Here is a 26,360-nt window from a genome sequence, read left to right as displayed (position 1 = left end):
AGAGGATTTTTAAATGTATAAAGAGGCTCATATACGTATTAGAGAAATTAAGGCTGAAGATTTAGAGGTTATTGTTAATCTGTTCAAAGAAACAGTTCATCACGTCAATGCTAAAGACTATACCTCAGAACAATTATTGGTTTGGGCTCCACATCACATACACCATAGCGATAATCGATGGAAAAGTTTGTTAGATAATATCGCCTATTTGGTGGAGATTGATGATGTGATTGTTGGATTTGCAGATATCACTATAGAAGGCTATCTGGATAGGTTATTTGTTCACAAGGATTATCAACGCCAAGGTATTGCCTCTCAGCTTGTTAAAAAACTGGAGTCACACCTGTTCTTGCAAGGAGTAAAGAAAATAACTACAGAAGCGAGTATTACGGCCAAACCTTTTTTTGAACGCATGGGATACCTTGTTGTTAAAGAACAAAATAAGCCACGCCCTGGTGGCGTTAAATTAACTAACTTTCTTATGGAAAAACGTTTAGATAGCCGACCGATAAAAATAGACTTACTTAAAAATCATCCTAATACCATTCCAGAATTGGCCGCAATTTGGCATCAGATATTAGGTAGTATATGGGTTCCTGATATTCCTGTTGAGCGTGTTGTAGCGCGTTTTCAAGAACACTTAAATGAAAACAAATTACCATTAACGTTTGTGGCATTTTGTGATGGTAAGCCTGTAGGGATGTGTAGTTTACGAGACAATGATGGTATTCGTCCTGATTTAGCACCATGGCTAGGTTCTCTTGTTGTTCATCCTGATTACCAGAGGGAAGGGATTGCGATCAAGCTTATCAATGCTATTAAGCTAAAAGCGAAACAGTTAGGTTTTAGCCATTTATATCTATTTGCTTTTGATCCTACCTTACCTAATTATTATTCAAAGCTAGGATGGAACAAAATCGGGATGGATAAATTTAAAGGTCATGATGTGAACGTCATGGACATTAATCTATGAGTAATGTGACGATTAAACCTAATTTTTTTATTTTAACAGGCGGCCCTGGTTCCGGAAAAACTTCTGTTTTAACTGCTTTGGCTCAAAAAGGATTTTTAACAGTACCAGAAGTTGGGCGAAAGATTATTAAAGAACAGCAACTCATAGCTGGGAATGCAATCCATATAGGGGATAGAGATGCATTTTTAGAGTTGATGTTGCGTTATTCTCTTGAAGATTATCAGCAGATGCAGCAAGAACGAACCAGCGTGTTTTTTGATAGAGGAATACCGGATTTGTACAGTTATGCAAAAGCCTTTTGTCATAAAGAGAATAACCAAGTGAATCATGCCGTGGAGCAGTACAGATATTGTCAAACAGTCTTTCTATTTCCGCCCTGGGAAGAAATTTACACCAATGATAGGGAACGACAACAGGACTTTAGGGAGGCCATGCAAACCTACATGGCTCTTAAAGAGGGCTATCAGCACTGTGGTTATACTTTAATCGAAGTGCCCCTTTTGCCCGTTGAGGGGCGGGTCAATTTTATCTTAAAAATACTAACTCAAATCGTATTGGCTGATTTAAAAAATGAGATCAACCAATGGTTAGGTGTTTATGAAAACACTCCAAGGATTAATTATGGTCCGTGTGGAGTTTTTGCTAAATTATTTTTTAATGCCTGGAATAAGCGTTTTACAGATAAGGTTCATATTGTATTTATCTTAATGAAGTCGCATGAAGAGTGTTGGCATATTGCACTGCGTTTACCTACTGGTGAACTCTATGATGGAGGTATTGGTATTCATCGAGACAGTGATTACGGAGAAAACTATTATATGGAAGAAATGATTGAGTACGATCATGCTTTGCTAGAAAAATGGTCTTATGGATTGGACCGAGTTTATCCACGATATTGCCCTAATTTTGATAAGGATAAATTGCAGTTTTTAATTCAGAGCCACTTGGATAGGATATGCACTCAGCGTTTATAATATATTAATATATTACCTCAATTAATAGAAATTATTGGAGTCATTTGATGAGCCAAAATGAATACACTAAATTGGATGATCCAGTAATCAAAGTACTTTATGATGAACTCTCAAACCAGTACAGCTGTCATACAATCATCCTGTACGGATCCCGAGCTATTGGGAAAGCTACTTCAACCAGTGATTATGATCTTGCTGGAATTTGTAAAGAAGGTGAGATGTCGCGTATATCAAGATTTGATCCTACGCACCAAGTGTTTATTGATCTATTTATTTATCCCGAATCAACATTTCATTCTATTCAAGAAGAGCATTTGATTATGCATGATGGTATTGTTCTTAAAGAAAAAGAACAATTTGGTACTTCTTTATTAAAACAAATCAACGCTATGGTTCTTATTCCACCTCAGTTAGCGGAGTATGAGCTTCAGGTGAGACAAGTTTGGTATGAAAAAATGTTGATGAGAGCAAAAATAAGCGATGTAGATGGCATGTACCGGCGTGTATGGATAGTACATACATTGATTGAAGACTACTTTCCATTTCGTCATTTACGTTATCTTGGACCTAAAAAATCATTAGAATACCTGAGAGAATACGATGGAAATGTATTAAAACTCTATGAGAGTGTGCTGAACAATATGAGCGATATTGAACAATTAGAACAACTGATTAAAGTAGTTTTAAAAACATCAAATGATGTTGTAGGAATAACACATGATTAAAATCGAAAAAATAACGAGTGAACTGGCCCAATCATTGTGCCGAATAATTACAAAGGATTTACCTGAATACTTTGGTTTACCAGAGGCAAATGAGCACTACGCAATAGGTGTGAAAACACGCACTAATTTTGCAGCGAAATCTGGGGATGACTATATCGGCCTTGTTTCAATTGATTTTCCTTATCCTAATAATGCCAATATTTATTGGATGGCTGTAAAACGTAATTTCCATCGTCAAGGCGTAGGAAAGCAATTAATTGATGCAACTTGTCATTTTGCTGAAACACAAGGGGCTAAAACAATAACCGTTGAAACACTAAGTCCTTCTGAGTCAGAAGAGAATTATCTTAAAACCTATTTATTCTATCAATCAGTAGGATTTAATCCTCTTTTAGATTTAAAACCTGCAGGATATGAATGGAATATGGTGTATATGGTGAAACCTCTTGAGGCTCAAGTAGTAAACCAACACTCAATTGTAATTAAGGCATTGGAATTATCTGATATCCCCGTTTTGGTAGATGCTTTTCAAAAAGCAAATTGGCAAAAACCTGAATCACTGTTTGAAGCATATCACCAAGAACAACAGCAGTCTGAGCGAGTGATATGGGTAGCTTATATTCAAGACCAGATTGCGGGTTATGTTACTTTAAAATGGACATCGCACTATGAACCTTTTGCTAATCAAGGAATTTCAGAAATTATGGACTTAAATGTATTGCCTTCTTTTCGCAAGCTTGGGATAGGGAGTGCTTTACTGACAGCTGCTGAAGAAAAAGCATTCAGCCAGCATGAGCAGGTAGGTATTGGTGTTGGGTTATATGGCGGTCCTGATGGAGGATATGGACAAGCTCAGCGACTTTATGTTAATCGAGGTTACATTCCCGATGGGCTAGGAATAACTTATGATTATAAGCCAACTGTGCCAGGTCAATCTTATCCTTTAGATGATGATTTAATTTTATGGTTTACCAAAAAGGCGTCCACTGATGCTAATAAAACCCGATCTTAAAGACGAAGAAATCGTTAAATGTTTACAGAATGCGTATGGGTTGCATGTGGAAAGAATTACTTTCCTTCCACTTGGTGCTGATTTTAATACGGCTGTTTACCGCGTTACAACAAACAATGCTGCAGATTATTTCTTAAAGTTAAGGCGCGGGAAGTTTAATGAAGCTTCGGTGTTAGTTCCAAAGTTTCTGTTCGATCTGGGCATCAAACAAGTGATTCCGCCTCTCACAAACAAGTCAGGGGAACTCTGGACAAGATTGGCGTCCTTCAATGTAATTCTATATCATTATGTGGATGGGAATAATGGTATTGATGTGAATTTATCAGATCAGCAGTGGATTGAGTTTGGTGCAACCATGAAAAAGTTTCATAGCGCCACTATTCCCAGCACAATAACAAAAGGTATACCACAGGAAACTTTTCCTTCTAAATGGCGACAAATAGTTAAGGCTTTCCTTAATCGTATTGAGCAGGAGGCTTTTGATGAGCCTATTGCAGCTAAAATGGCATTGTTCTTGAAATCCAAAAGAGAAGATATTCTTGAACTGCTGAGGCGCACTGAGCATCTTGCCTGCGAGCTACAGAACCAACCACTTGATTATGTCTTATGTCATGCAGACATTCATGGATGGAACTTGTTAACTAGTGAAGAGGGAGCTTTGTATATAGTGGACTGGGATACGCTATTGTTTGCCCCTAAGGAACGTGATTTGATGTTCATTGGAGCAGGCATAGGAGACACTGGCCGTACACCATTTGAAGAACAAGCATTGTTTTACCAGGGCTATGGTCCAGTGGCTATCAATCAGGATGCCATTGCCTACTATCGGTTTGTACGTATTATTGAGGACATAGGTGAATATTGTGAACACATCTTTTTGTCCGATGAGGATACAGAAGATAGGACGCAGTCATTTGAATATGTGCAATCCATTTTTTTGCTCAATGGCGCAATGGAGAGAGCATCCCAATCCTATGAAATAAGGAAGGATTAATGACAAGTAAAATCATTATCAATAAAGCATTAGCGCGCCATTTAATTGATAAGCAGTTTCCTGAGTGGAGCCATTTACCTATTGAACCGGTAAAAAACAGTGGCTGGGATAATAGAACATTTCATTTAGGTACTGAAATGCTTATTCGAATGCCAAGTGCTGCGGAGTATGAAGGTCAAGCTGAAAAAGAACAAATGTGGTTGCCTAAACTTGCACCGCACCTTCCTCTCTCCATACCTACACCAATTGCGTTGGGAAAGTCAGAGGATGCTTATCCATGGAAATGGTCTATTAATCTTTGGCTTCCAGGAAATCCTGCTGCAACTGCTGAAATTGATGATTTATTTCAATTTGCTGTTCAACTGGCAGAGTTCCTTAAAGCGTTACAGGGTGTTGATGCAGCAAATGGTCCAGTTGCTGGCCCTCAAAGCTTTTATCGCGGCGGTGATATTGCTGTTTATGATGCTGAAACACGACAAGCAATAGAACTATTAAAAAATGATATTGATGCCTTTTTAGCGACAGAAATATGGGAGATAGCTCTGTCTAGTAAGTGGCAAGCTGAGCCAGTATGGGTACATGGTGATATTAGTGTAGGAAATCTCCTGGTAAATAACGGTCAATTAAGCGCAGTTATTGATTTTGGGCAATTGGCTGTGGGTGATCCAGCTTGCGATCTTGCTATTGCTTGGATGTTTTTTGAGGGAAAAAGCCGTGAAGTATTTTTTAAAACCTTAAATCTTGATGAAGCTACAGTAGCTAGAGGACGTGCTTGGGCATTATGGAAAGCATTAATTTTGGTTTCAGGAATTGCGATTTCTAGTAATACAGACAAACAAGCATGGTTAAGGGTTATTAGTGAGGTTATGAAGGATCATCAAGAACAGAAACCCAAGACAAAGGACAGCTGAATTGAACAAGCATCATCCAAATATAGAGAGTATTAAATGGGCTTATAATACCCTTGTATCTCTTGGGTTTACTTTAAAAAGTAGCGTACCAGAAAAGGTACAAGATACCCCTTGGTCTTGTGTCACGCGCTTTATAACAGATCAAGGCATTATTTATCTGAAGCAAACACCAGAACAGCTTGCATTAGAGGCTCCTATTACTCAGGTTTTGTATACCCAGTTTAAAGCCCCTGTTCCAGAGGTTATTGCACATAATCCTCAACTCCATTGCTTTTTGATGCAGGATGTAGGTAGGCCTCTAAGAGAAATATTAAAAAAAGCATTTGATGGCAACTTGCTATGCCATGCTGTGGGGCTATTTTCATTACTTCAAATAGTAGTTGCAGAGCATGTTGATACTTTTCTGAAGATAGGAGTTCCTGATTGGCGATTGGATAAATTACCGAATTTATACATGCAATTACTTTCACAAAAAGAGATCTTGTTAGCTGATGGATTGTTAGAAGCAGATATTGATGAATTAGTGAAACTACTCCCAAAGGTTTCCAGTTTATGTGAACAATTATCTGACTATGCTATTCAGGAAACATTGGTTCAATGTGACTTCCATGACAACAACACCCTGATAGAAGAGCAATCACAAAACATTACATTTATTGATTTAGGCGAGATAGTTATTTCCCACCCATTCTTTTCGCTAGTGGGTTGGTTACGGCAGATGGCAACTCACCATGGTCTAACAGATAAAGATAAGGCGTATTTACAACTTATAGATGCTTATCTTGGAAATTATATCAACTTTGATTTCAAAGAACGCTTATTAGACGCACTTAAATTGGCGCAGGTGTTGTGGTGTATTTATGAGGCACTAGCACAATATAGGTTGAGGCTAGCTTGTGAGCCAACACGATTTAAGCTAGTTCAGAGGCATGGAAAGCTTAGTGGTAGGTTGAAAGAATTTATTAGTGCAGTGACTATTTTTAAGGATAATTAATGATGAGAAAAATCAGTGCCCCCATCCTTTTATTTATTTTAAGCGCTTTTCTAAATAGCGCTACATTAGCTACAACTATTAGTATAAATAACCGATTTATTTCCTATACTGAAACAGGACATGGCAGGCCTTTGGTATTAATTCATGCATTTCCCACGGATCAGCGTTTATGGGAACCACAGCATGAAGGACTTAAATCTCAGTTTCGAGTGATTAGTTTGGATTTGTGGGGATTTGGTGAATCTTCTGACGTTGATGGTACCGCGGTAACCATGTCTGAGTATGCGGAAGAGGTGAAACAGTTATTAGACCACTTGCAAATTAAGAAAGCAATTATTGGTGGTGAGTCAATGGGAGGTTATATTGCACTTGCTTTTCTAGAGCGTTATCCCAACAGTATAGAAGGATTAGTATTATCCAATACACAAGCAAACGCTGATAGCAATGAAGCAAAAGTCAATCGTGAAAAAACTGCTCTTGATGTATTGGAGAATGGTTCTGAGAAATTTGTAAATACCTTTATGGAAAAAGCAGTATCTACTAATGCATCTGAAGAGATTAAAGCATTTCTGTCTCATATTTTAAACAAGCAAAAGCCAAAAGCCATAGCTTCTGCATTGCGTGGGATGGCACTACGTTTTCAAACTCAAGATTTATTAGCAAGTACTCTATTACCTGTTCTAATTATCACCAGTGAACAGGATAAAGTTATTTCACCACAACAAAGTGAAGAGATGCTTAGGTTCGCTAAAAACAGTCAACTGGTTGTTTTAGCCAATGCTGGACATTTATCTAATTTGGAGCAGTCAGATCAATGGAATCAGGCAATAAGGAATGCATTTTTAGAAAAGGACTCATAACTGTTATCCAGTAACGGTGATGTTGGAGTCTCTATCAGTAACAAAACAAGATGTTGATATATTCTCTAAGAACATGCATAACCCTAAGGTTGATTATGATATAAAGTGATAAGCTCTTTACTCGAAGAGCACCCTAACAACTCCATTATTTTTGCTATAGTACCTTCAACGGTTCTATAAGAGACATCAGTTTCACGTGCAATTTCTTTAGCTGTTTTTCCTTCCGCCAACAATTTTAGGTATATGGCTTGTTGTTCAGTTAACTCGACTTTTGTATGGAATTCTTTATGGTATAGGATGAAATCTTTTATTTCCAAGGCCAACTTTAGATTTTTTATGAGCGGTATTTTATCATTTCCCATAATAGCCTGAACAATACAACGGGTATGATCTTCTAATTGGCCATCATCACCATGAATAATCAGTGTAGCTACTTCTTTATATAGATTATCGCGTTCGTCATGTAATTGGTCAAAAAAGTCTCTCAAACTGGGAATAGGTAATAAATTTGCTGTATTGCGTGCAGTACGATCGATTTGAACCTCGGTACTTACATCCAAAAAGACAGTCATTTCATCTTGTAATAATTGACGATTTTTTAAAGACAAAACAACAGAAGAATCGGTTGTCACAACAATGTGCTCTTGGGTGCAAAGGGACTTTAATATATCGAACTGACAATCATAAAAAGAATCACTTCCTTGTTTTCCGAGTATCTCAGATAAATGCCGTCCAATATGAGACTCTAACCCCAAATCCGCATCGACAAATTGCCATCCCAATGATTGAGCCACAGACTTTGCTAATAATCCTTTACCAGCACCATGATGACCAATAATAAAAACACGGTGAATATTGCTCATAACTAACTCCAGCATTAACGGAATATATTAATTATATGGCATTGTTTGAAAATAGCTCAATACGTAGAACTACGTAACTAATAGGAGTCTGGGGTTGGCTGATTGACAGTATTAAAGTTAGGTTCTAGAATTTTCCCTGCTTTAACAATCGTCTTGATATAATGCCAAAAATAATTGCCATTGCAGGAATGGGACTTTGTGGAAACGCTATTTTCTGTCGGTTAATTCATTTGTTTTCGACAATAAAATATCCTGGTAATGATATTACCCTATTAGTCTTTGAACAAAATCCACAATACCTTGCTACAGGCTTTGCTTATTCTATTGATAGCCCAGAATTCTGGACTTTAAATAATCCAGCTGATGGTTTCAAATTTACTTCTACTACAGATATCCTAACAGAATGGATAGATGCCAATCCAGACTTGCTCCAAGATCATTATCCGCATAGCGACAAACAATATATTCCTCGTGCGGTAGTGGGTCATTATTTATGCGCTCAATATGAAAAGCATAAAACACTGGCTAAATCACTAGGAATAACAGTCAAAGAAATTTTTTTGCCAATCTCTGATATTTGTCCGCTAAAAGAAGGGAATTATCAGATAGCATGCACGGATCAAAATTATATCGCTGATAGACTTTTTATAACAACTGGACATTTAACAAATCCTTTTTTTCATACTGTCGAGAATCAACCAGGTTTTCTCCGTTTTGAAAACACAACAGGAAATCCAGATGCATGGGATTTAGCAGATGATGTTTATATCATTGGTGGTCAGGCAGCATTTGTTGATGCCGCACTTTGGTTAACTATGAAAAAGCAGTACTCAGGAAAAATACACAGTGTCACCCGAAATCCTAATATATTAACAACCAAAGGCAATATAGATAGTTGTGACACTACGAAACAACAGGAATTATCAAATAGTCTACAAAAACGCTTTCCTGACAGTTTAACCTTTTCCGAAGCAAAAACATTATTTTGGAATGCTTATCAAAATGATGCTAAAAATCCTGTCGATCCTACCCATCCCCGTGGTGCTCTTGAGACTTTACGTTATCAAATGAATAAATTTGATCATCTGCCAGAAAATAATCCCATACCGGGTAATATTGATGAGCTACGAGCATTTATTAAAACTTTTTATTTTAGTGGTTGTTATACTCACATGTGGCAAAGTTTGAATGTTGAAGGCAAAGAACAATTTCTAAAATACTTCTATTCTCTTTTAATGGCTTATTTGACTGGCATCACACCAGTGAATGCTAGAATCATGCTCCATCTCTATGAGAAAAATAGAATTATTGAGCATCATGGTTTGGCTTCTGTAAGCTATGATGAAGTAAATCACAGGTTCCAATTATTATTTACATCAGGCGAAGTCTTGTATGCTGCAACTCTTATTGATGCAACTGGATATCGTTACAAACCAGATCCCAATAGTGTCAAGCCCATGTTATTAGACAAGCTGGCACAAACCGGATTAATAAGCACTAAGCCTTATGGTGGCATCCATTTAACGGATCATTATCAAGTGATCGATACACACGGAAAGGTACATGAAAATCTAGTTTGTATAGGGCCTGTAGCAAATTACAATCATCCTGTTCCTACGCCCCATTCTTCATTTATGGTTTATCGTGATGTAGATTTGGTCATGGATCAATTTGCTTCTACATTTCATGTGACTGAAAATAGGTCCATCAAGTCTACCCCTGAATGTTTTCAATAAAACGCTCTAGGTTTTCTATAATTGATAATAGATTCTCATTTAACTGGCTAACTTCTTTATCGGGTAAATTACCAGCAGACAAATTCTGCATCAAAATCCCTTGCTTTTCTAATTCACGACAAGCATGTTTCGCTTTTTCAGTAAGAAAAAAATGATAGCAGCGTTTGTCCTGTTCACTTCGAACACGTATGATAAGCTGGTCTCTTTCCATCTTATCAAGTATACCTGCTACGGTAGGTTGTTTCAGTCCCGCGCTTTTTGTGAGCTCCATTTGCGTTTGGCCGTCCCGTTCCCACAAGCGAACCAGAAAAATAGTCTGACTATAGGTCACACCAAGTTCTTCAAGGTTGAGATTTGAAACACGTTCAAATAAGCGAGCTGCTTTTTTAATCAAGACGCCAGTATGTTCATTCAAGTTAAATGTCATGGGTAATTCCTTTTTTCGCTATTATATAGGCAACTATATATATTGACAATATCGTATTCCCTTACTATCATGGCTGCACTTTTTGTGTTTATAAAGGGATTTAATGATGTTCAAAAAAAGCTACAGCCTATTCATTGCTCTATCGATTTTCAATGGCCTCACTTATTCCTCTTCTATCAACACTACGTTAGCTGTTGTTGAAGAAAATGCCGATCGTATCAGTTTCTATAATCCCGATACAGGTACAAGAAAAGGTAGTCTGAAACTTGCCTTCCTTCCTCATGAGATTGCTGTTACAAAAGATGGAAAGACGGCTTATGTCAGCAATTTTGGTATTAGAGACTACGACAGTGGCTCTGGTGTACCCGGTGTTTCCATTTCCGTTATCGATTTATTAAATCAAGTCGAGAAATATCGACTATTTACTTTTGAATCACTAGAAAACAACGACTATTCAGACATCGATAGCGCGCCTCATGGTGTTAAGTTAAGACCTCCTTTTGAAAAACAACTTTATGTTAATGTGGAAAAGGGTGGAAAGATTCTCGTCTTCGATGTTGATACCAAAACCATCGTCAAAAAAATTGCGGTTAGTCCTAATACACATAATCTGTTTTTTTCTAATGATGGAAAAACCTTGTGGTTAATGGCGGGTAAAGATGGCGTCATTCGAATCGATCCTGATTCAGGAGTAATTACTGGAAGCCTCACATTGCCCTCAGCTGTACGGGGTTTAAAATATACGCCAGATAATCGTTCCTTGATGGTATCGGCTGTCAATCAGATCGTCTTTATTGATCCCGATACCCTCGCCATTAAAAAACAATTAACTAATTTGAATCTAGGGCCGATTCTTTACTCAGATATTACGCCTAATCAAAACTATGTATTAGCACCCGCGCCCTTTGATCACCAAGTTGCAGTGATTGATGTTAATTCAGGCCAAGTGATAAAACGATTAGTCACCGGATTAAATCCAATTAACGTTTTAATTGATCCAGAGGGTCAATATGCGTATGTGTCTAATGCAACAGACAAGCATTTATCTAAAATAGATCTGCATAGTTTTGAACTCATCTCTATTCCAACCCATGCTGGACCAAATGGTTTAGCATTCGTCCCTGAGTTTACCCCAAGGACACAAAAAAAACTACGCATGGGGGTTGCTTTGCCATTGACAGGGAGTGATGGCCCTAAAGGGCGTGAAATGCTAAGAGGATATGAATATTGGAAAAGTACAGTTATCAAAAGCGGCGGACTTTTAATTGACAATCAAGTTTATGATCCCGATATTGTTTATCTAGACACTGAATCCCAGAAAGATAAACTCAAAAGCCTGACTCAGGAATTGCTCAATCAATATCAAATAAAAATATTGTTATCTACCTATGGTATTGATAATTACAATCTTGAAAAAGAGATAGCAGAAGCAAACCAAATTATCCTTACCCCAGCACCTGGTGAAGAAATACTTTGGAAACCTGATACTATTGCTCGGGGTTATGATTATTTTGTAACAACAAACCTTTATGAGAAAGGCTATGTTACACAGTACAATTTTAAACCAACCTCCTGGTCAGCAATGGCATCCGTCATCGGATTGAAATTCCAAAATGCTTCTCAAACAGCAAATACTTTAGATTATCAACAAATAACAATTGTATTAAATGAGGGAGATTTTCACCTATTTTATCCCTAAAACCTCATACAAATTGGATAGAACTGAATCCATATATTAAGGATTATTTATGAAACTAAAGATTGAACATGGCTATGTTGAAATATGTAAGCGGTTATCTCAACTGTCAACGTCCTTAATCTGTGATGCCTTACCTAGTGTGCGTCTCATGGATTCAGATATCCATTCTTTTAACACATCGCCACAAACAAGAATTGTAGGAAGAGCTTATACAGTTAACTCAGCTCAAGATTCTTTATCTACCATGCAGGCTTTGGATGACTTGCCTAATTTTATGCTTGCTCTTGGTTGTTCTGATGACCGAGTTCCCATTTTATTGGTTATCGCTTCTTGCGGCACCAAGCTTGCTGTAGCAGGTGGCATGTGTGCAGATGTGGCGAAAACGAAGGGTTTTGGTGGCATTATTACTGATGGAAATTGTCGAGATATTTCTGAAATCAGAACAACAAATATCCCTTTTTTTGCTAAGGGACAATGCGCCAAATCAGGAAGTAAAAATAAAATTGGCAGTATAAGAAAACCAATCAATTGTGGTTCGGTTGAAGTAAATCCTGGTGAGCTGATATTTGCTGATGAAGACGGCATTATTGTCATGAATAAAGAAGAAGCAGTTAATGCTATTAATAAAGCAGAAGAAATTAAGAAAAAAGAAGCGGCTGCCCTCACTCGAATTCATGAAGGTGCTCGTTTTGATGAAATTTGTAATCTAAAAGAACACATGGAAAAGCTAGAAAATAATGAGGCATCCAGTCTAAAACTAACTGTTTAAAACTAAGGAATTAAAATTATGTTTTTCCATCCCAAGATGCTTTTTATGTTATTTATTTTATTCGTGTGTACTGAAGTACTAGCACATAATGAAGATTATGTCTTTGATCCCAATGATCCACATCACAGTCTTTATATTCCTGATGCAACGATGAGATCTCCTGCTATTTTATTATTGCACGCGAGTACCGGTATCGAAAAAGTTAATTATGATTGGGCCACCCGATTAAAAGAGCATGGATACGTAGTCTATATGATAGACAGTTTTAAACCCAGAGGTTGGGAAGATCGTCGCTCAGTAGGCTGGGAAAGAGCAACACAAGCACAACTTGATGATATCGTTCCTGCCTATGAATATCTTAAGCAGCTTCCTTCTGTTGATCCTGACCGAATAGGACTTTTGGGATTCTCTATGGGAGGCTTTGATGTATTGAAAATCATGGCGTTATCACAACAAGATCCGAAACCTTACCAAAAGCTCTCTTTTAAAGCAGCGGTTTCTTTTTATGGCGTATGTCATCGACTTGAAGAAGGAACAAAACTAAGGGCAATCACCAAACTATTTATTGGGGAAAATGATGATCGTGCAACTACCCAAGATTGCGTTCAGTTAGTCGAGCAAAGTACTGGTAGCAATCAAAATGTTTCCATCCAAATTTATGCAAATGCAATGCATGGATTTGATAACTTTGAGTTTCCTGTCTCAAAAGAAGTCATTGACGAAAAAGGAGAACATTATCATATTGGTTTTAATGAAGCAGCAAGAGCACAAGCATTGAACGATTTACCCGAGTTTTTTGATGGCTATCTCAAGCTAAACCCTGAGAATAAATGAACCAATGGTGTTTTTATGATTATTAATAAATTAAAAATCTTTGCTATAAGTTTGCTTCTATCAATTATTAACAATAGCTATGCATTTATTGATGAGCAACAAAAAATGAATAAACAAATAGTTACTGAGTTTTATAATAAAGCAATTAATCAAAAAAATTTTGAAGCAGCATCAAAGTACCTGGGAACAAATTATAAACAACATAATCCTGCTGCCGCTGATGGACCTGAAGGTTTAAAAGCGTTTATTCAATATTTAATTGAATATTATCCTAATTCTCATAGTGAAATTAAAAAAATTTTTACTGATGGGGACTATGTTATTCTTCATGTACATTCTATTCGTGAACCTGGCACTCGGGGTAGAGCTATTTTTGATTTATTCAAATTAGAAAACGGGAAAATCATAGAACATTGGGACGCGATACAAGATATTCCGGTAAAATCAGCTAATTCAAATAGTATGTTTTAATATCATAATAATGAGCCACATCAATTATTAAAAAATAAGATATGCTTGCTCAATAGAATAAAAAATTTATTATTTCATGTTAAGATGTGTAGCTTTATAAGTAGATTTACCACATAGAGATCATTATGAATCCAAGTGCTATTCAATTAACTCAAAATCATGGAGGGCCGCTCCATTATCTCGGAAATAGGTACCTTACTCTGCCTGATTTGACAGGGCATATGTCCCCTGATACTAGCTGGTTGAATGAACATTTCTCTGTATTATTGGCAAATAATAAGGGCCAAAAATACAAGAAAGCCATTGAGCCTTTTGCAGGTTCTGCTTCCTGGAGCATGGCTGCAATGGAAGTTGGCCTTGCAGAAAAATATATTATCAACGACAGCAATAAAATTCTGATTCATACACTGCAATTAATTAGAGACAATCCTGCTCTTATCAAAGCTTCTTATGCTGCTTTAATAGAAAAATATAATGTTTCCATATCAAAGAAAGATTTTTTTCTTGAGGTGATTGAGAATTACAATCAAACAACTGAGCATGAAGAAAAATCTTTGATACTTCCTTTTATCATCAATCATTCATGGGGCGGAATCCTTTTTTATGATAAGGAATTGAATATTATCTATCGCGAAGGTGAATTATTTGAAGGAAAAAACGCCAATCGATTTCTTGAACATGCGAATTTGTCGTTGGAAATGTTCTTGAGTGAAATTGATCGAGTATCTAATCTACTTAATGCGAATCAGGTTTCATTCAGAAGTGGCGATTTTATGGAGGTAATTTCTAGTGCGGCACCTGGTGATTTTGTGGCGCTGAATCCTCCTTATCCAGAGAATGAACACTCAACGTTTAAAAAAGCTGGGATGTATATTGAACTTTATTCGCCTGAAAAACTGCATCAAAATTTGGTTCACATCATTCAACATTTTGAAAGCCAAGGTATTCATTATTACATGACTTATGGATTTTATAATCCCAAATTCAAAAACTATGTCTTAACTAATGAAAACCAACAACCAATTAATTACTTTCGTGTTCTAGGCTATGAGCATTGTGCTTTTGGAATAGGCCTTGATCAAATGTATTTTACTTCTCAATTTTCGATTCCCAAAGGGATAAACATATTCAAAGCAGAAGAGGTTTTGGGAACCCAGGATATAACACCTGAAGAAGCGCTTGAACAATTTAAGCTGCTTTCCAAAAAATGTTTTGCTGTTATTTACCGAGCATTTATTAAACCTGGGCTTGAGATAGAGTACCAAAAGGCTTGGCATCAGGTCGCTTCCTATTTTGTGACATATCGCGGTGCGTTAGGTTCTTGTCTGCATAAAACTAACGATGGTATGTGGCTTGCTTATTCTCGTTGGCCTGATAAAGCGACTCGAGATGCTTCTTGGCCAGGCGACAATGCACCATCTGAGATGTTACCCAATGAAATTAGAAAAGCGGTTATAACCATTCAAGAGAGTATTGATCAAACGCAAAAACTACCCGAAATTACTATGGAAGTTGTCAATGATTTATTGTATTCAAACTAATTTAAAAGATATAACTCATGAATCAATCGCAAATGAATTACCAACTAGAGCTTGTTATAGACCCCAAGGTACTAGAACAGCAAGATAAAATTATTCGTGATGGGATAGTAAATTTTAATGCTCCTTTTACGGGAACCAAACCAGAGCGTTACTCAATCTATGTGAAAGATAACGAAGGTACTATTATTGGCGGAGCTATTGTGTATGCTCATAAAAGTTCAATATACGTTGACGTCCTCTGGGTTAATGACGAATACCGTGGTCTTGGTATCGGTGCTGAGCTATTACGCAACGTTGAAGCCGAAGCAATTAAACGAGGAATTCCAGCATCAACATTAGATACTTTTTCTTTTCAGGCAGAAGGATTTTATTTAAAACAAGGCTATCAGCATTTAGGAACAATTAACAATTATTTAGAAGGGCATGATCGGATCTATTTGAGGAAACAATTGTAGAAAGAGCGAAGGCATATCCTCCATAAGAGAATTATGCCTTGAAATATAACAGAACAAACGAAGCATCTATTCTGCAAAGTTGAATTTTTATTGGCACTGATCGTAAAAATTCATAAATGAATTAGAAAGGAAAAGGAGGTAGCTGATTCCTATCTCTAAGCCAGAATGGATGATGCCATTCTTCATAGATGGAAATGGGCATATTGCTTTGCTTAAATTCATCAAAAGATAAGTCGCAAAGAAACCATTTAAGGAATTCCGCGCAAGTTTCTGGACTTATTAATTGACCGGACTGATAAGCCTCATCAAACATTTTATGTAAATGAAATGAAGTCGTTTCTCTTAAAATTTTTTGAATTCTTGTATCCACTTCCCCTGGAATAACACAAGACACACCGATATTTTTCTCGGCTAACTCTTTTCTCACAATAGCAGTTACTTCATCCAAACCCGCTTTACTGGCACAGTATGTTGAACTTTCTTTAAGTTTCAAAGTGGCTGCTCTTGATGTAACAAATAAAATCCGAGACTTCTCAGGCATCCGTACCGCAAGAAGTGCTGTTAGTTTCATTGGAGCTAATAAATTAACCTGAAACACTTCATCAATACTGTCACAATCATATTCAGTTAATGGACGTGGAGGGCTTTTCATTCCGGCATTTTGAACTAAAAGATGAAGTGGTATTCCAGATTCATTAATAATTTTTGCAACCTGTTCAATATCACTATTGCGGGTAAAATCCGATTGAATTGGAACAAAACGAGGAAATAGCGCTTTAGTATCCTCTAAGCTGCTCACATTTCTTCCTGTTCCATAGACAACCCAGCCGTCACCTAAAAGAATTTTAGCGAGTTCAAGACCAATTCCATGGCTGGCTCCGGTCACTAATGCCGCTTTATTATTGTTGATGTTCATCATGAAGCATTCCTTGAAACTTAAGTGAATTTCGAGCGATATGGTAATCAAAGTTGAATAAAGTTAACAGCTTATTCTTAATTCATGTGTTACTAATTGAGTTAATTCTCTAATACTCTCTTTGACTTGAATAATAGTAGGCAAAACTTGAATAACTTGTTCAATACCAATATCCTGTTGCTCTTTATCAGAGCAAAAAGAACGCTCTATATTATACACCAGCCAATTGATCCAATTACCAAGAACACCATAAAAGGCAGATTCTAAATGATCCTGATTTATTGTTAATCCAGATGATGCATATATTTTTAGCATTTTTATAAATAAAGATTTATGAAACAATGGGGTAGTAATTCCACTCCAATCAAAAGCACAATTGATTATTTCATAAGTGGGATTAAGTTTTCGCGCAGATTCCCAATCGATGAGAAACGGAGCATCATTTTTATCCCATAGAACATTCTTCTGATCGAGATCACCATGGCTTACTACACTGCTACTTTGTAGAATAGGTATTGCTTTTTGATAGAGATTGTTAAGCTCAATGATTACTCGGTGATTACTTTTTAATTGCTCCTTAAACACCAAGTTTTTGCCTGCTGACTGGTCTATTAACACACTAATTTTTTCATTAGGATGAATATCAAATTCTTGAGCGCTCAGCTGGGGAACATTAAGATTAATGTGATGAATTTTAGCCAAGAAAGTGGCTATTTTAAGTGCATGCGGCTCAGAGGTAGCGTCTTTATCCAATGCTTTTGCTGTTATCCAAGGGTAAACAAGAAAAGCCTCATCTTCTGAAAGGATTAAGTAATTATTTTCTAATTTTAAAGCATGAACTGCGGGAATAGTACGCTGGGAAAATTGGAAGGCGATCTCTTCTGTCAATTCATATTGGGATTTAACTTCTTCAGTCAATTGGATGCTGCTATTGAGTTGTTTTACAGCAAATTGTGAGCCATTGCACTTCAGATACCACATTTTATGTAAAAGACCGCCATAGACTCTTTGAGGCAAGTCACAAGATTGGTTCATCTTTAATTTTTTACAGATTGTTTCTAGTTGACTTCTATTCACTATGAGCCGCCTTAAGAATTCCTTGTGTCTCTGACTCTTCATTAAAAAATTTAACAAAAAAGGTTTTGCTTAACTTGGGATTTTTTTTATTGATTCTCGTAAATTCGGCTATGAAGCCGCATTTCTTATAAAACTCTGGGGCCTGAAAAGCACTGGTCACTAAATTGATATTATTAAAGCCCTGGCCTTTGAAATGATGTTCTAGAGCATGCAATAACTGCTTGCCATACCCTTTACCACGTTGAGTACTGTCTACCCAAATATCATCCACATAAATTTCTGAAAAGGCTGTAAAGGCATTAATCACACCAAAAACTTCCCCTTGGGCAGAAGAAATGGTTACTGAAAAACGTCGATAATTGACGTCAATACCATGCTGAGTTTCATAGGCAATAAATCCTTTTGTCATGCGTTTTTCCGTAGCTTCATCAAGTTCATCAACAAATTGGATTTGATATTCTTTTTTGCCTTCTAAAGGCTCGCTGCATTCATGTGCTGTACTATCAAAATGAAAAATAACTCGTTGCGGTTGATGCGGATCATAATTGATTGTTTTAATTTCTTCCTGGAAATTGCCCATTGTAATTTTTGAAATAGTTTTGCGCCAAAAACTAAGCCCTCGCTTATTTTCGGGAATCACAGAAACTTCCCATAAGCCTGGATGCATTTTCCAAAGTTCAGAGGAAACCAAAAAACCTAGACCTTTGCCTTGAAACTTGGCAGTAATGAAAAACTCGCCCATATTCCACTCAGTATCTGGGTAAATTCCTTCTTGGTTTAATAGAGCAAAACCTGCCAATTCATTACCAACTTTAATCAGAAAGGCTTTTCTTGTCGGCTCTTCAAAGTAATTTTTAAAGTCAAAGCTCTCATACAGACCATCGGAAGGCAAAGCCCAATCATCTGAAATAAAACCACAGTCACGCGAGAGTTCATATACATAAAATCGTGCCATGTTTTGGATGGTTGGATAATCATCTAATGTTGCTATCTCAACTTTTAAAACAGATTCTAATTCTTTGATGTTCACATTACCTTCCTTAAATACAGTTTTGCCGTACGGGGATGAGCAGTCTAGCCGACGCTTTAGGACTCCAGATTAACTCTATCTTTGGGTAAACGAGGAGATGAAATTACCAAAAAAGAAACCGAATGTTTGGAGCAGTTTTTGACTTTATGGGCAACCCCTATTTTAATTCTCATTCTTTCCTGTTCCTGTAACACCTGTTCATAATCTTCAAACTCAATAACCAATTGACCTTGCAAACAATAAAAAAATTGTTCTGTTTCCTGATGATAATGCTTTACCTCGCAACTTCCTGCAGGCATCGTTTCATAAATAACACTAAACTGACCATCATTTTTTAACCACCATCCATCAGAACCTTGTCCCCACTTAAAATAAGGCGCATTGTTTATTGAGACAACCTCTTTTCTCACTACAGATTCTAATACAGGCAATTTTGGTTTTTGACTTAAGCTTGAGACTGAATCACCATTAAAGAGTCCGATATCTCTTGTTTCCTGAAATTCTTTGCGCAAAAAATAAAAAATAGATTTTTTTTGAAACCCGTGCCGCTCAAACTCAAGTTTAAATCCTAATTTTTTATAAAATTCTATTGCTTCCCAATCCATGGTGTTGACTGTTGCAAAAGCACAAGCTTTTTCATTGCCATACCTTAATGCCGCTTGCATGAGCTTTGTTCCCCATCCTTGATGTCTGATGGACTCACTCACCCAAAGATTATCGATATGAAGACCTCCATAGAGGGTTCCACCACTACAACCACCAATAATGCTATTGTCTGCATCACGAATAAAGCATGCAAAGAAATCTAAGGATTCGAAGCCTCTTTGTTGTTTGGCGTACTCCTTAATCCCATTCATTAATATTTGAACATCATCAGAATTTGGATTTTCTAAAAACGATAATTTTAAAGTCATTTAATTTATTCCACTGTAGGAGGCCAGGCACCATGATCCACATAACTTGCCTCATCACTTCCTGACCAAGGTGGCATAGTAACGCAAATAAACACCAAATCTACTGCATCACTTCGATATTGAAAATGTATTCCCAAGGGAATATCGATGCTGATTCCAGGTGTTAGAGGAGTAATACTCTCTTCATCGTTCAACTTACGCCAAATTGCACCCTCACCAGAAAGGACATGCCAAAATTCAGATACAGTTTTATGACGAACTGCTTTGGAAATTGTTCCTGCCTTCAAAGTACAGTGAGCCATTCCACCTAAATGATTATTCATCAGCAATCGAACTTCAGCTCCTGCTGGTGAAGTGTGTTGATATTCTTTAGGTATTTCTTGTGTTTTCATTCATCACCTCAATTATTTTCTGCATTCAAAAACAATGCTTTCATCTGCTTCTTCAGGCGACGCCAGTCGATCAAAAGCTTTAACCATTCGTACCTCACTAAAACCAATCTCAGTAAGCAAATTAAGTAAGAAAGAAGTATCTTGATAAATGCGAATTTTGTATTCCTCAACCTCTGTTTGCACTACACGGTTGTTATCAACCAATTCGTATTTGCCAACAGAGTAACATACTTCATTATCAAGCATGGCTAATTGGCTGAGTACTATAAGCGTTCCATCTTCTTTAGGCCATCTTGAGCCTCTCCATATACCTAATTCTTTAGGAACTGCTTGAAGTGTTTCTATTTCAAATACAAATAGTCCTTTATCTTCCAAGTGCGCAAAAATGGTTTTTAAGGCTTTTTGAATATCCGCCTTTTTTGTGATGAGACCGAATGAACCACAAGGTATAAAAATTAAAGAATATTTATCGGATTGATTTAAATTTTCAATAAAACCATGCCAGACTTTTGGCTTAATGTTTTTACTAGTAGCTTTTGCATGCAGTCGCTCTAGCATTGGCTGACTTGCATCAAAGCCATGAACGTCAAATCCTTCTGCAGCCAAAGGTAGTAAAAATCGACCGGTGCCGCACATAGGTTCTAAAATCAAGCCATTAGCCTCTGCAGCATAGCTTTGATAGAATGAGTATTCATCTTGTGGTGCATTAGGTTTACTTAAATCATATACTTCCGTACAAAGGCTCTGATAAGTATCTAGTTTTTTCATAGGTTCCTCATTGAAATCCAATATCATTAAATATTCGTCATAGAAGGTATCATTAATTTTAAGTGCTTTAGGTATCATCAGCCATCAGCAAAGACGCCCAATACATACTCTTTACTTAATCCATTTTGAAAGTCAGCATCGGACATAAGCACTTCCTCTTCATAAGAAGAGCCAAAAATCTCAGGCGAATTTTTTAGTGATTCTAATCGAAATGATTTCCATAGTTCCCAGTCTTCTTGCATTACCTTTTTATCTTCATAAACTGATCTCCATCACCGTTACAGGATGAGATTTAAATTCATCCATACTGATTTCTTTCCAACCAAGATACCTATAATACTCAGGGATGGTAGGATCAAGAGCAAACAAGTAAAGTTTTTCAAAGCCAAGTTCTTTTGCTTTCTCTACTGCAGCATTAACTAACATTTTTCCGATTCCCTGTTTTTGATATTTTGGATCGACCGCTAAATCACCAATCCAAGGTCCTAAATCTGGCCTAACATCTTCGTTTAATTGCAAAGTACAAGAACCTACAGGAATTTCGTCATATAGCGCAATATAAGTAAAAGGCATATCTTGGTTCAGCTCTTCATAATACAAAGATTCAATTTCTTCAATTCCAATTTCTGGCATCCAGATTTTACCTAAAACTTCATGCCAAATCTTAGCAAGCGTTGGAATACAGTCTGAGTATTGTTTCAGGTAAGCTATTGTTATCATCATAATACCTATAAAATTAAAATGCATCCTCGTGGCAAGGCGTTCCTTGATGAAATACCATTTGCCAACGATTGTGTTTGTATTGCCAGAGCGAAGAACGCAAAGAACTTTTTGAGGCGACAGTAACCTTATAAGTTGCCAATATGTATTCGGATGATAGCTCTAAAACTGAAAAATTATTAACCAAATAGCTTTTTGGTTCTTCTTCAGGAAGAGAATCAAGCAGGTCATGCTTATTGTAAATTAAACCAGAAGCTCCATACTCGATGAATTCATCAGCAATTAGTAGCTTTAGTTGTGTAATCGATCTTCTTGTTTGCGGATTTAAAAGAGAAATCTCTAACTCATAAATCAGTTGGTGTTCTTGTTTCATAGCGATTTTCTCATCTGAAAAACGTTGAGACTTAAAAGCAATTATGCCCTATTATGAATAAGATGATATCTTTAGGGTGAGCACAAGCTATTTTAAAATGAACTAAGATTTTACCACAGTTGCGTGATAATTTTTACTAAGTGTTTGGTGTGTGTTTGGTGTGTGCTTGGGGTGCAGCACTCAATCGGTTGGAGATTGAGACGACATCCCGATAGCGAATTAAATCATAAATGATAAAAGTTATATCTTTGTAAATAGAGTTGTTAGGATCGTTTTTAGTCGCAAAACATTACTAAGAACAATTGTCCTAAACGGCTAGCATCCTCTTCCTCCAGATAGAGGTTTCCTTTATAAACGTGGACTAATGTTTCAACTGGTAAATCAAGAACATAAGCTAAATGTTCAATATTTGATTTACTAAATCGCAGCAAAACTTCAATCCATAGTTTTTGTTTACATTTGTTTTGAGCAAAATTAAATCGAAAGCCATCGTTAAATTCAACAATACATCCCATGTTAAAACTCCGTGTAAATATTATGACAACATGGTGGAGTATAAAATGTTCAGCAAGATATCCTATCCCCAAATTTGGGTATTTTACGATAATAGTCCTAAACGAAATGCTTTTGAGACTGCTTCGGTAATATTAGCGCAGTTCATTTTAGTTCGTATTGATTTGGCATGGGTATTTACTGTTTCACTGGATAGATGGAGGTATTCAGAGATTTTTTTTATAGTCATGCCCTTGGAAATCATAGTTAAGCATTGCAGTTCTCTTGGCGTGAGTTGGGATAGTGTTTTTTTAACTGCTTTTCGCATAATTACATTGTTTCTGAACTCTTGATCATTAAACAGCGCTAACCATTTTTGATTTGGTAGAGCCGTTTTTATTTCAGGCAACATCGCATCAAGAAAAAGGCATATAAATTGTTCAAACGGATCTCTGACTTGGTAGTAAAGCTTTTGGGGATCTGCTATTTTTTCAGAATGATAAGCCTCTACAATTAAATCACATTCATCGCATTGACGAATCATAGCGAATGTGGTGCTTAATCTGTAACGGTCTTCCAATATTTGAATAATGGGAATCTGCATTGCATCATACTTTATATCTCGCTGAATAAAAAACTCTTTGCCATTATAAATGCTGCGGTCATGATCAACATCTCCACGATACAATCCTTCAGTTCTATACGGAATAGCCCAAAGATATAGATTTGAAATGTAATACCGTTGACCGCCGTGAAAAAGCATTGAAATAGAAAAATTAGATATTTCTTTTGGGCAATTTAATTTCTCAGTTAAGTGATCAATTTTAGCACGAAACCGAATTGAGTCTGATAACTCATTATAATCATTTAAGTTAACACAAATAGTTCCATCTTCATCAACACTATGCATTGCTATACCTGTAACAGCAGTACTACTTACAGCCAATCATTTAATATTTGGTTCATTTTTTCCGGTTGCTCCAACATAGCCATGTGACCACATTGCTCAATATAAATGAGTTTGGAATGTTTTATATTCTTTGCCATATGCTCTGAACGCTCAGGAGGCATGACATTATCCTCCTTACTGACTATTAACAGTGTCGGGCATTCAATTGAAGGTAATAAAGTTGAATGATCTGGTTTATTTAAAATGGCGTTGAGTTGATTTTTATAATTCTCGACCCCAACTTCCATTGCCATTTCTTGGGCTAGAGGCAATAGTTCATTGTGCTTTTGTTTATCAAAAATTGAATTTTTAAAGATGAGTTTGATTAAAAAATCAAATTTTCCTTTACTCATTAAATCAAGCGAGCGCTCACGTTCTAATCGCCCCTTTTCAGATACTGATTTGGCCGCAGAATTAATTAAAACAAGTTTCTCTATACTATTGGGAATATGCCGGTACAATTCAAGGGCAACATAACCGCCCATCGAAAATCCAATTAAAGTAAATTTTTTAGGGGCATGTGGAATGAAACGATTAGCTATTTCTTCAATCGAATCGCTGTCAAGCACATCAACGTACCTTAATTGCTTGTCCCGCTGAAGAAAAAGTTCTTGTTGCTTCCAGAGCTTTGGAGTTGCCAATGCTCCAGGAATGAGTACTATATCCTTGTTCATAGTTTATGATCACATTATTTACAACCCTTATTAAGATATCCTATGGTGACAATAATTCAAGCAAAATTCGAGCATTTGAATCAAATTTATGCAATAATCCTGGAGCTGGCAAAGTATGAGAACATTCTGGATAAAATTAAAATAACGGAATCACAGCTTGGTGAACTTCTTTTTTGTGATGAGCCTAACCATTTCATCGGTGTAGCTTTGGTGGAAGAAGAAATTTGTGGCTTGGTGATGTTTAATTACACCCAAAATAACATTTGCGTCAATGTAACGCGGGGAATTTATATTGAGAATTTATATGTTTCTCCTAAGTATAGGCGTCAAGGAGTTGGATGTGCTTTATTCAAGTATGTTGCATGTAAAGCAACTGCTCATGACTGTTCAAGAATAGAGTGGTGGGTATCTCGAAATAACCGAGAAGCCAGGCATTTTTATAAAAAAATTGGTGGGGTCGCTTTATTAGATTGGCAAATTTTTAAGTGTGACCAAATGGGTATTAATAACTTGTTGAGCATAGGAGTTGCTGATGAACATATCCTCTTCGAGTAAAGCATTATTCGCTGGCGTTTCTGGCACTGCATTACAATGGTATGACTTTGCGCTGTTTGGCTATTTCGCGCCAATTATTGCAGCGACTTATTTTCCTAACGACAATCAATTTGCTTCGCTTTTAAGTGCTTTTGGTGTATTTGCTGTTGGTTACTTATTAGCCCCAATAGGTTCACTATTTTTTGGCTATATTGGTGATCAGTTCGGAAGAAAACGTGCTTTAACTCTCAGTATTCTAGCTATGGCTATTCCTACAGCTCTAATAAGCGTTGTTCCTTCTTACCAATATATTGGAATTGCAGCCCCTCTTCTTATTACTTTGTTAAGGGTTATTCAAGGTTTTGTCGCAAGTAGTGAATTTACTGGATCTGCTATTTTTCTTGTTGAACATGCTAAGCCTGAAAACAAAGCATTTTATGGTTGTTTAACCAGCTCAGCTTACAGTGCTGGTTTGATAATGGCTGGCCTGGCAGCTTCATTCTTTACGGCTTCATTTATGCCAGACTGGGGATGGCGAATCGGTTTTGGATTGGCTTTGATTGCGGGCATTTTAATTTTTTATTTACGAACTCATGTTACTGAAACACCTGAGTATGCACATATTGCTCAATATGAGAAACGACGCTTGCCTTTTCTGGCGGCGCTAAAAGAAGCGCCTCTGGCAGTAGCTGGTATTATAGGGATAGCATGGTTGGTGAGTATCATGACTTTCGGAACCTATGTGTTTACTGCTACATACCTGCATAGTTATTTTCATATTTCACTTGGTTTAGCAACATTAATTATCACCATAGCTTTAGCAGTTGATGCCACACTTGAACCATTTACTGCTTTGTTAGCAGACAAAATCGGGCTATTAAAAGTAGTTCGATTGGGTATGGTGGGCATGTTGCTTTTGAGTATTCCCATTTTTATTCTACTTGCCACCGGAAACGTAGTTTTGATCGCTATGGGATTAGTTTTCATGTCTATTTTGATTGCTATTACTTACGCACCACTCAATGCCTATATGGTTTCTCTATTTCCTCATCAATATCGTTATAGTGGGTTTGGAGTTGCTTTTAATGTAGGTATTTCATTGTTTGGCGGTACAACACCTATAGTGATGATGTGGCTGGTAAATACAACCAATAATTTTATTTCACCTGCTTGGTATTATATGTTTGGGGCAATCATAGGATTAGGCTCCATAATGATTTGTGAACAAGGCCGAAGAAAATTGATACGTTTGGAATCTGCTTTAGTCTATTAAAAATGAGGTA

At 36.8% G+C, this 26,360-nt stretch carries 31 protein-coding genes and 2 pseudogenes; 19 read left to right on the top strand and 14 right to left on the bottom strand.

Annotation, left to right across the window (positions count from 1 at the left end; genetic code table 11):
* Positions 1-13 precede the first annotated feature (13 nt).
* From Lste_RS19600 to Lste_RS10675, 10 genes and pseudogenes are all read left to right on the top strand, one after another.
* Positions 14-427, top strand: a pseudogene (locus Lste_RS19600) (GNAT family N-acetyltransferase); the annotation flags it as partial.
* Between the two features lie 54 nt (positions 428-481).
* Positions 482-973: a GNAT family N-acetyltransferase gene (locus tag Lste_RS19595; protein ID WP_050799694.1), complete on the top strand. Its 492-nt coding sequence runs from the start codon at positions 482-484 to the stop codon at positions 971-973.
* Positions 970-1,947, top strand: a complete 978-nt coding sequence (locus tag Lste_RS10705) for an AAA family ATPase (RefSeq protein ID WP_019349557.1) — start codon at positions 970-972, stop codon at positions 1,945-1,947. The genes Lste_RS19595 and Lste_RS10705 overlap by 4 nt, the downstream gene beginning before the upstream one ends.
* 47 nt (positions 1,948-1,994) lie before the next feature.
* A complete protein-coding gene (locus Lste_RS10700; RefSeq protein WP_019349558.1) occupies positions 1,995-2,672 on the top strand; it encodes a nucleotidyltransferase domain-containing protein in 678 nt (225 codons plus the stop codon).
* A pseudogene (locus Lste_RS19825) lies at positions 2,665-3,045 on the top strand (GNAT family N-acetyltransferase); the annotation flags it as partial. The gene Lste_RS10700 and the pseudogene Lste_RS19825, both read left to right, overlap by 8 nt.
* Before the next feature lie 60 nt (positions 3,046-3,105).
* Positions 3,106-3,684: a GNAT family N-acetyltransferase gene (locus tag Lste_RS19820; protein WP_409365727.1), complete on the top strand. Its 579-nt coding sequence runs from the start codon at positions 3,106-3,108 to the stop codon at positions 3,682-3,684.
* Complete coding sequence (locus Lste_RS10690; protein ID WP_019349560.1) at positions 3,662-4,678, top strand: aminoglycoside phosphotransferase family protein; 1,017 nt, start codon at positions 3,662-3,664, stop codon at positions 4,676-4,678. Before Lste_RS19820 ends, Lste_RS10690 begins: the two co-directional genes overlap by 23 nt.
* Positions 4,678-5,589: an aminoglycoside phosphotransferase family protein gene (locus Lste_RS10685; protein ID WP_019349561.1), complete on the top strand. Its 912-nt coding sequence runs from the start codon at positions 4,678-4,680 to the stop codon at positions 5,587-5,589. The genes Lste_RS10690 and Lste_RS10685 overlap by 1 nt, the downstream gene beginning before the upstream one ends.
* A 1-nt stretch (position 5,590) precedes the next feature.
* Entirely contained in the window at positions 5,591-6,583 is a 993-nt protein-coding gene (locus Lste_RS10680) for an aminoglycoside phosphotransferase family protein (protein ID WP_019349562.1), read from the top strand.
* Complete coding sequence (locus tag Lste_RS10675) at positions 6,583-7,443, top strand: alpha/beta fold hydrolase (protein ID WP_019349563.1); 861 nt, start codon at positions 6,583-6,585, stop codon at positions 7,441-7,443. The genes Lste_RS10680 and Lste_RS10675 overlap by 1 nt, the downstream gene beginning before the upstream one ends.
* An 83-nt stretch (positions 7,444-7,526) precedes the next feature.
* On the opposite strand, the gene Lste_RS10670 is transcribed toward Lste_RS10675, so the two are convergent.
* The gene (locus Lste_RS10670) at positions 7,527-8,306 is read right to left on the bottom strand and encodes a shikimate kinase (RefSeq protein ID WP_019349564.1); all 780 of its coding nucleotides are present in this window, start codon (positions 8,304-8,306) and stop codon (positions 7,527-7,529) included.
* 161 nt (positions 8,307-8,467) lie between these two features.
* Here Lste_RS10670 and Lste_RS10665 point away from each other — a divergent pair, with 161 nt between their 5' ends.
* Positions 8,468-10,042, top strand: a complete 1,575-nt coding sequence (locus Lste_RS10665; RefSeq protein ID WP_019349565.1) for an FAD/NAD(P)-binding protein — start codon at positions 8,468-8,470, stop codon at positions 10,040-10,042.
* Here Lste_RS10665 and Lste_RS10660 read toward each other — a convergent pair.
* Positions 10,020-10,469 (bottom strand): MarR family winged helix-turn-helix transcriptional regulator, encoded by a 450-nt coding sequence (locus Lste_RS10660; RefSeq protein WP_019349566.1) that lies wholly within the window; start codon positions 10,467-10,469, stop codon positions 10,020-10,022. The genes Lste_RS10665 and Lste_RS10660 overlap by 23 nt on opposite strands.
* Positions 10,470-10,572: 103 nt before the next feature.
* On the opposite strand from Lste_RS10660, the gene Lste_RS10655 reads away from it, so the two are divergent.
* The 6 genes from Lste_RS10655 (at position 10,573) to Lste_RS10630 (ending at position 16,238) form a co-directional block, all read left to right on the top strand.
* Complete coding sequence (locus tag Lste_RS10655) at positions 10,573-12,168, top strand: hypothetical protein (RefSeq protein WP_147285893.1); 1,596 nt, start codon at positions 10,573-10,575, stop codon at positions 12,166-12,168.
* Between the two features lie 49 nt (positions 12,169-12,217).
* Positions 12,218-12,937: an RraA family protein gene (locus Lste_RS10650; protein WP_019349568.1), complete on the top strand. Its 720-nt coding sequence runs from the start codon at positions 12,218-12,220 to the stop codon at positions 12,935-12,937.
* A gap of 18 nt (positions 12,938-12,955) precedes the next feature.
* The gene (locus Lste_RS10645; RefSeq protein WP_019349569.1) at positions 12,956-13,771 is read left to right on the top strand and encodes a dienelactone hydrolase family protein; all 816 of its coding nucleotides are present in this window, start codon (positions 12,956-12,958) and stop codon (positions 13,769-13,771) included.
* Between the two features lie 15 nt (positions 13,772-13,786).
* A complete protein-coding gene (locus tag Lste_RS10640; RefSeq protein WP_019349570.1) occupies positions 13,787-14,242 on the top strand; it encodes a nuclear transport factor 2 family protein in 456 nt (151 codons plus the stop codon).
* Between the two features lie 125 nt (positions 14,243-14,367).
* Positions 14,368-15,783, top strand: coding sequence for a DNA adenine methylase (locus Lste_RS18790; protein WP_019349571.1), 1,416 nt, complete (start codon positions 14,368-14,370; stop codon positions 15,781-15,783).
* A 17-nt stretch (positions 15,784-15,800) separates the two neighbouring features.
* Positions 15,801-16,238: a GNAT family N-acetyltransferase gene (locus Lste_RS10630; protein WP_019349572.1), complete on the top strand. Its 438-nt coding sequence runs from the start codon at positions 15,801-15,803 to the stop codon at positions 16,236-16,238.
* 121 nt (positions 16,239-16,359) lie between these two features.
* Here the strand turns inward: Lste_RS10630 and Lste_RS10625 are convergent, their stop codons facing one another.
* The 12 genes from Lste_RS10625 to Lste_RS10575 form a co-directional block, all read right to left on the bottom strand.
* Positions 16,360-17,157, bottom strand: a complete 798-nt coding sequence (locus Lste_RS10625) for an SDR family oxidoreductase (protein WP_080445556.1) — start codon at positions 17,155-17,157, stop codon at positions 16,360-16,362.
* Between the two features lie 60 nt (positions 17,158-17,217).
* Entirely contained in the window at positions 17,218-18,231 is a 1,014-nt protein-coding gene (locus Lste_RS10620) for an aminoglycoside phosphotransferase family protein (protein WP_019349574.1), read from the bottom strand.
* Positions 18,224-19,261, bottom strand: coding sequence for a GNAT family N-acetyltransferase (locus Lste_RS10615; protein ID WP_019349575.1), 1,038 nt, complete (start codon positions 19,259-19,261; stop codon positions 18,224-18,226). Before Lste_RS10615 ends, Lste_RS10620 begins: the two co-directional genes overlap by 8 nt.
* Positions 19,262-19,317: 56 nt before the next feature.
* A complete protein-coding gene (locus Lste_RS10610) occupies positions 19,318-20,175 on the bottom strand; it encodes a GNAT family N-acetyltransferase (protein ID WP_019349576.1) in 858 nt (285 codons plus the stop codon).
* Positions 20,176-20,180: 5 nt separating this feature from the next.
* The gene (locus Lste_RS10605) at positions 20,181-20,567 is read right to left on the bottom strand and encodes a cupin domain-containing protein (RefSeq protein ID WP_019349577.1); all 387 of its coding nucleotides are present in this window, start codon (positions 20,565-20,567) and stop codon (positions 20,181-20,183) included.
* 12 nt (positions 20,568-20,579) lie between these two features.
* The gene (locus tag Lste_RS10600) at positions 20,580-21,335 is read right to left on the bottom strand and encodes a class I SAM-dependent DNA methyltransferase (protein ID WP_029488957.1); all 756 of its coding nucleotides are present in this window, start codon (positions 21,333-21,335) and stop codon (positions 20,580-20,582) included.
* A 77-nt stretch (positions 21,336-21,412) separates the two neighbouring features.
* Positions 21,413-21,577, bottom strand: a complete 165-nt coding sequence (locus Lste_RS19150; protein ID WP_155808112.1) for a hypothetical protein — start codon at positions 21,575-21,577, stop codon at positions 21,413-21,415.
* A 13-nt stretch (positions 21,578-21,590) separates the two neighbouring features.
* A complete protein-coding gene (locus Lste_RS10595) occupies positions 21,591-22,055 on the bottom strand; it encodes a GNAT family N-acetyltransferase (protein ID WP_029488958.1) in 465 nt (154 codons plus the stop codon).
* A gap of 16 nt (positions 22,056-22,071) precedes the next feature.
* On the bottom strand, positions 22,072-22,428 hold the full coding sequence (locus Lste_RS10590) for a nuclear transport factor 2 family protein (protein WP_019349579.1): 357 nt from the start codon (positions 22,426-22,428) through the stop codon (positions 22,072-22,074).
* Between the two features lie 275 nt (positions 22,429-22,703).
* Positions 22,704-22,943 (bottom strand): hypothetical protein, encoded by a 240-nt coding sequence (locus Lste_RS10585; protein WP_019349580.1) that lies wholly within the window; start codon positions 22,941-22,943, stop codon positions 22,704-22,706.
* 83 nt (positions 22,944-23,026) lie between these two features.
* Positions 23,027-23,830 carry a helix-turn-helix transcriptional regulator gene (locus Lste_RS10580; protein WP_019349581.1) on the bottom strand — a complete coding sequence of 268 codons (804 nt, stop codon included), beginning with the start codon at positions 23,828-23,830 and terminating at the stop codon, positions 23,027-23,029.
* 26 nt (positions 23,831-23,856) lie between these two features.
* The gene (locus Lste_RS10575) at positions 23,857-24,543 is read right to left on the bottom strand and encodes an alpha/beta fold hydrolase (protein ID WP_019349582.1); all 687 of its coding nucleotides are present in this window, start codon (positions 24,541-24,543) and stop codon (positions 23,857-23,859) included.
* A 42-nt stretch (positions 24,544-24,585) separates the two neighbouring features.
* Here Lste_RS10575 and Lste_RS10570 point away from each other — a divergent pair, with 42 nt between their 5' ends.
* Positions 24,586-25,098 carry a GNAT family N-acetyltransferase gene (locus tag Lste_RS10570; RefSeq protein ID WP_019349583.1) on the top strand — a complete coding sequence of 171 codons (513 nt, stop codon included), beginning with the start codon at positions 24,586-24,588 and terminating at the stop codon, positions 25,096-25,098.
* The gene (locus Lste_RS10565) at positions 25,076-26,350 is read left to right on the top strand and encodes an MFS transporter (RefSeq protein ID WP_019349584.1); all 1,275 of its coding nucleotides are present in this window, start codon (positions 25,076-25,078) and stop codon (positions 26,348-26,350) included. Before Lste_RS10570 ends, Lste_RS10565 begins: the two co-directional genes overlap by 23 nt.
* Positions 26,351-26,360: the final 10 nt, after the last annotated feature.

Origin of the sequence: Legionella steelei (assembly GCF_001468005.1) — a bacterium.
Lineage (GTDB): Bacteria > Pseudomonadota > Gammaproteobacteria > Legionellales > Legionellaceae > Legionella > Legionella steelei.
This window is presented reverse-complemented; position numbering and strand designations above follow the sequence as displayed.

Coding starts and splice junctions, on each gene's coding strand:
- Lste_RS10600 (WP_029488957.1), bottom strand. CDS start 21,335: ATGAAAAAACTAGATACTTATCAGAGCCTTTGTACGGAAGTATATGAT.
- Lste_RS10660 (WP_019349566.1), bottom strand. CDS start 10,469: ATGACATTTAACTTGAATGAACATACTGGCGTCTTGATTAAAAAAGCA.
- Lste_RS10565 (WP_019349584.1), top strand. CDS start 25,076: ATGAACATATCCTCTTCGAGTAAAGCATTATTCGCTGGCGTTTCTGGC.
- Lste_RS10705 (WP_019349557.1), top strand. CDS start 970: ATGAGTAATGTGACGATTAAACCTAATTTTTTTATTTTAACAGGCGGC.
- Lste_RS19595 (WP_050799694.1), top strand. CDS start 482: ATGGAAAAACGTTTAGATAGCCGACCGATAAAAATAGACTTACTTAAA.
- Lste_RS19150 (WP_155808112.1), bottom strand. CDS start 21,577: ATGCAAGAAGACTGGGAACTATGGAAATCATTTCGATTAGAATCACTA.
- Lste_RS10605 (WP_019349577.1), bottom strand. CDS start 20,567: ATGAAAACACAAGAAATACCTAAAGAATATCAACACACTTCACCAGCA.
- Lste_RS10640 (WP_019349570.1), top strand. CDS start 13,787: ATGATTATTAATAAATTAAAAATCTTTGCTATAAGTTTGCTTCTATCA.
- Lste_RS10625 (WP_080445556.1), bottom strand. CDS start 17,157: ATGATGAACATCAACAATAATAAAGCGGCATTAGTGACCGGAGCCAGC.
- Lste_RS18790 (WP_019349571.1), top strand. CDS start 14,368: ATGAATCCAAGTGCTATTCAATTAACTCAAAATCATGGAGGGCCGCTC.
- Lste_RS19820 (WP_409365727.1), top strand. CDS start 3,106: ATGGTGAAACCTCTTGAGGCTCAAGTAGTAAACCAACACTCAATTGTA.
- Lste_RS10665 (WP_019349565.1), top strand. CDS start 8,468: ATGCCAAAAATAATTGCCATTGCAGGAATGGGACTTTGTGGAAACGCT.
- Lste_RS10585 (WP_019349580.1), bottom strand. CDS start 22,943: ATGGGATGTATTGTTGAATTTAACGATGGCTTTCGATTTAATTTTGCT.
- Lste_RS10570 (WP_019349583.1), top strand. CDS start 24,586: ATGGTGACAATAATTCAAGCAAAATTCGAGCATTTGAATCAAATTTAT.
- Lste_RS10590 (WP_019349579.1), bottom strand. CDS start 22,428: ATGAAACAAGAACACCAACTGATTTATGAGTTAGAGATTTCTCTTTTA.
- Lste_RS10690 (WP_019349560.1), top strand. CDS start 3,662: ATGCTAATAAAACCCGATCTTAAAGACGAAGAAATCGTTAAATGTTTA.
- Lste_RS10645 (WP_019349569.1), top strand. CDS start 12,956: ATGTTTTTCCATCCCAAGATGCTTTTTATGTTATTTATTTTATTCGTG.
- Lste_RS10575 (WP_019349582.1), bottom strand. CDS start 24,543: ATGAACAAGGATATAGTACTCATTCCTGGAGCATTGGCAACTCCAAAG.
- Lste_RS10675 (WP_019349563.1), top strand. CDS start 6,583: ATGATGAGAAAAATCAGTGCCCCCATCCTTTTATTTATTTTAAGCGCT.
- Lste_RS10630 (WP_019349572.1), top strand. CDS start 15,801: ATGAATCAATCGCAAATGAATTACCAACTAGAGCTTGTTATAGACCCC.
- Lste_RS10670 (WP_019349564.1), bottom strand. CDS start 8,306: ATGAGCAATATTCACCGTGTTTTTATTATTGGTCATCATGGTGCTGGT.
- Lste_RS10595 (WP_029488958.1), bottom strand. CDS start 22,055: ATGATAACAATAGCTTACCTGAAACAATACTCAGACTGTATTCCAACG.
- Lste_RS10580 (WP_019349581.1), bottom strand. CDS start 23,830: ATGCATAGTGTTGATGAAGATGGAACTATTTGTGTTAACTTAAATGAT.
- Lste_RS10700 (WP_019349558.1), top strand. CDS start 1,995: ATGAGCCAAAATGAATACACTAAATTGGATGATCCAGTAATCAAAGTA.
- Lste_RS10610 (WP_019349576.1), bottom strand. CDS start 20,175: ATGACTTTAAAATTATCGTTTTTAGAAAATCCAAATTCTGATGATGTT.
- Lste_RS10685 (WP_019349561.1), top strand. CDS start 4,678: ATGACAAGTAAAATCATTATCAATAAAGCATTAGCGCGCCATTTAATT.
- Lste_RS10650 (WP_019349568.1), top strand. CDS start 12,218: ATGAAACTAAAGATTGAACATGGCTATGTTGAAATATGTAAGCGGTTA.
- Lste_RS10655 (WP_147285893.1), top strand. CDS start 10,573: ATGATGTTCAAAAAAAGCTACAGCCTATTCATTGCTCTATCGATTTTC.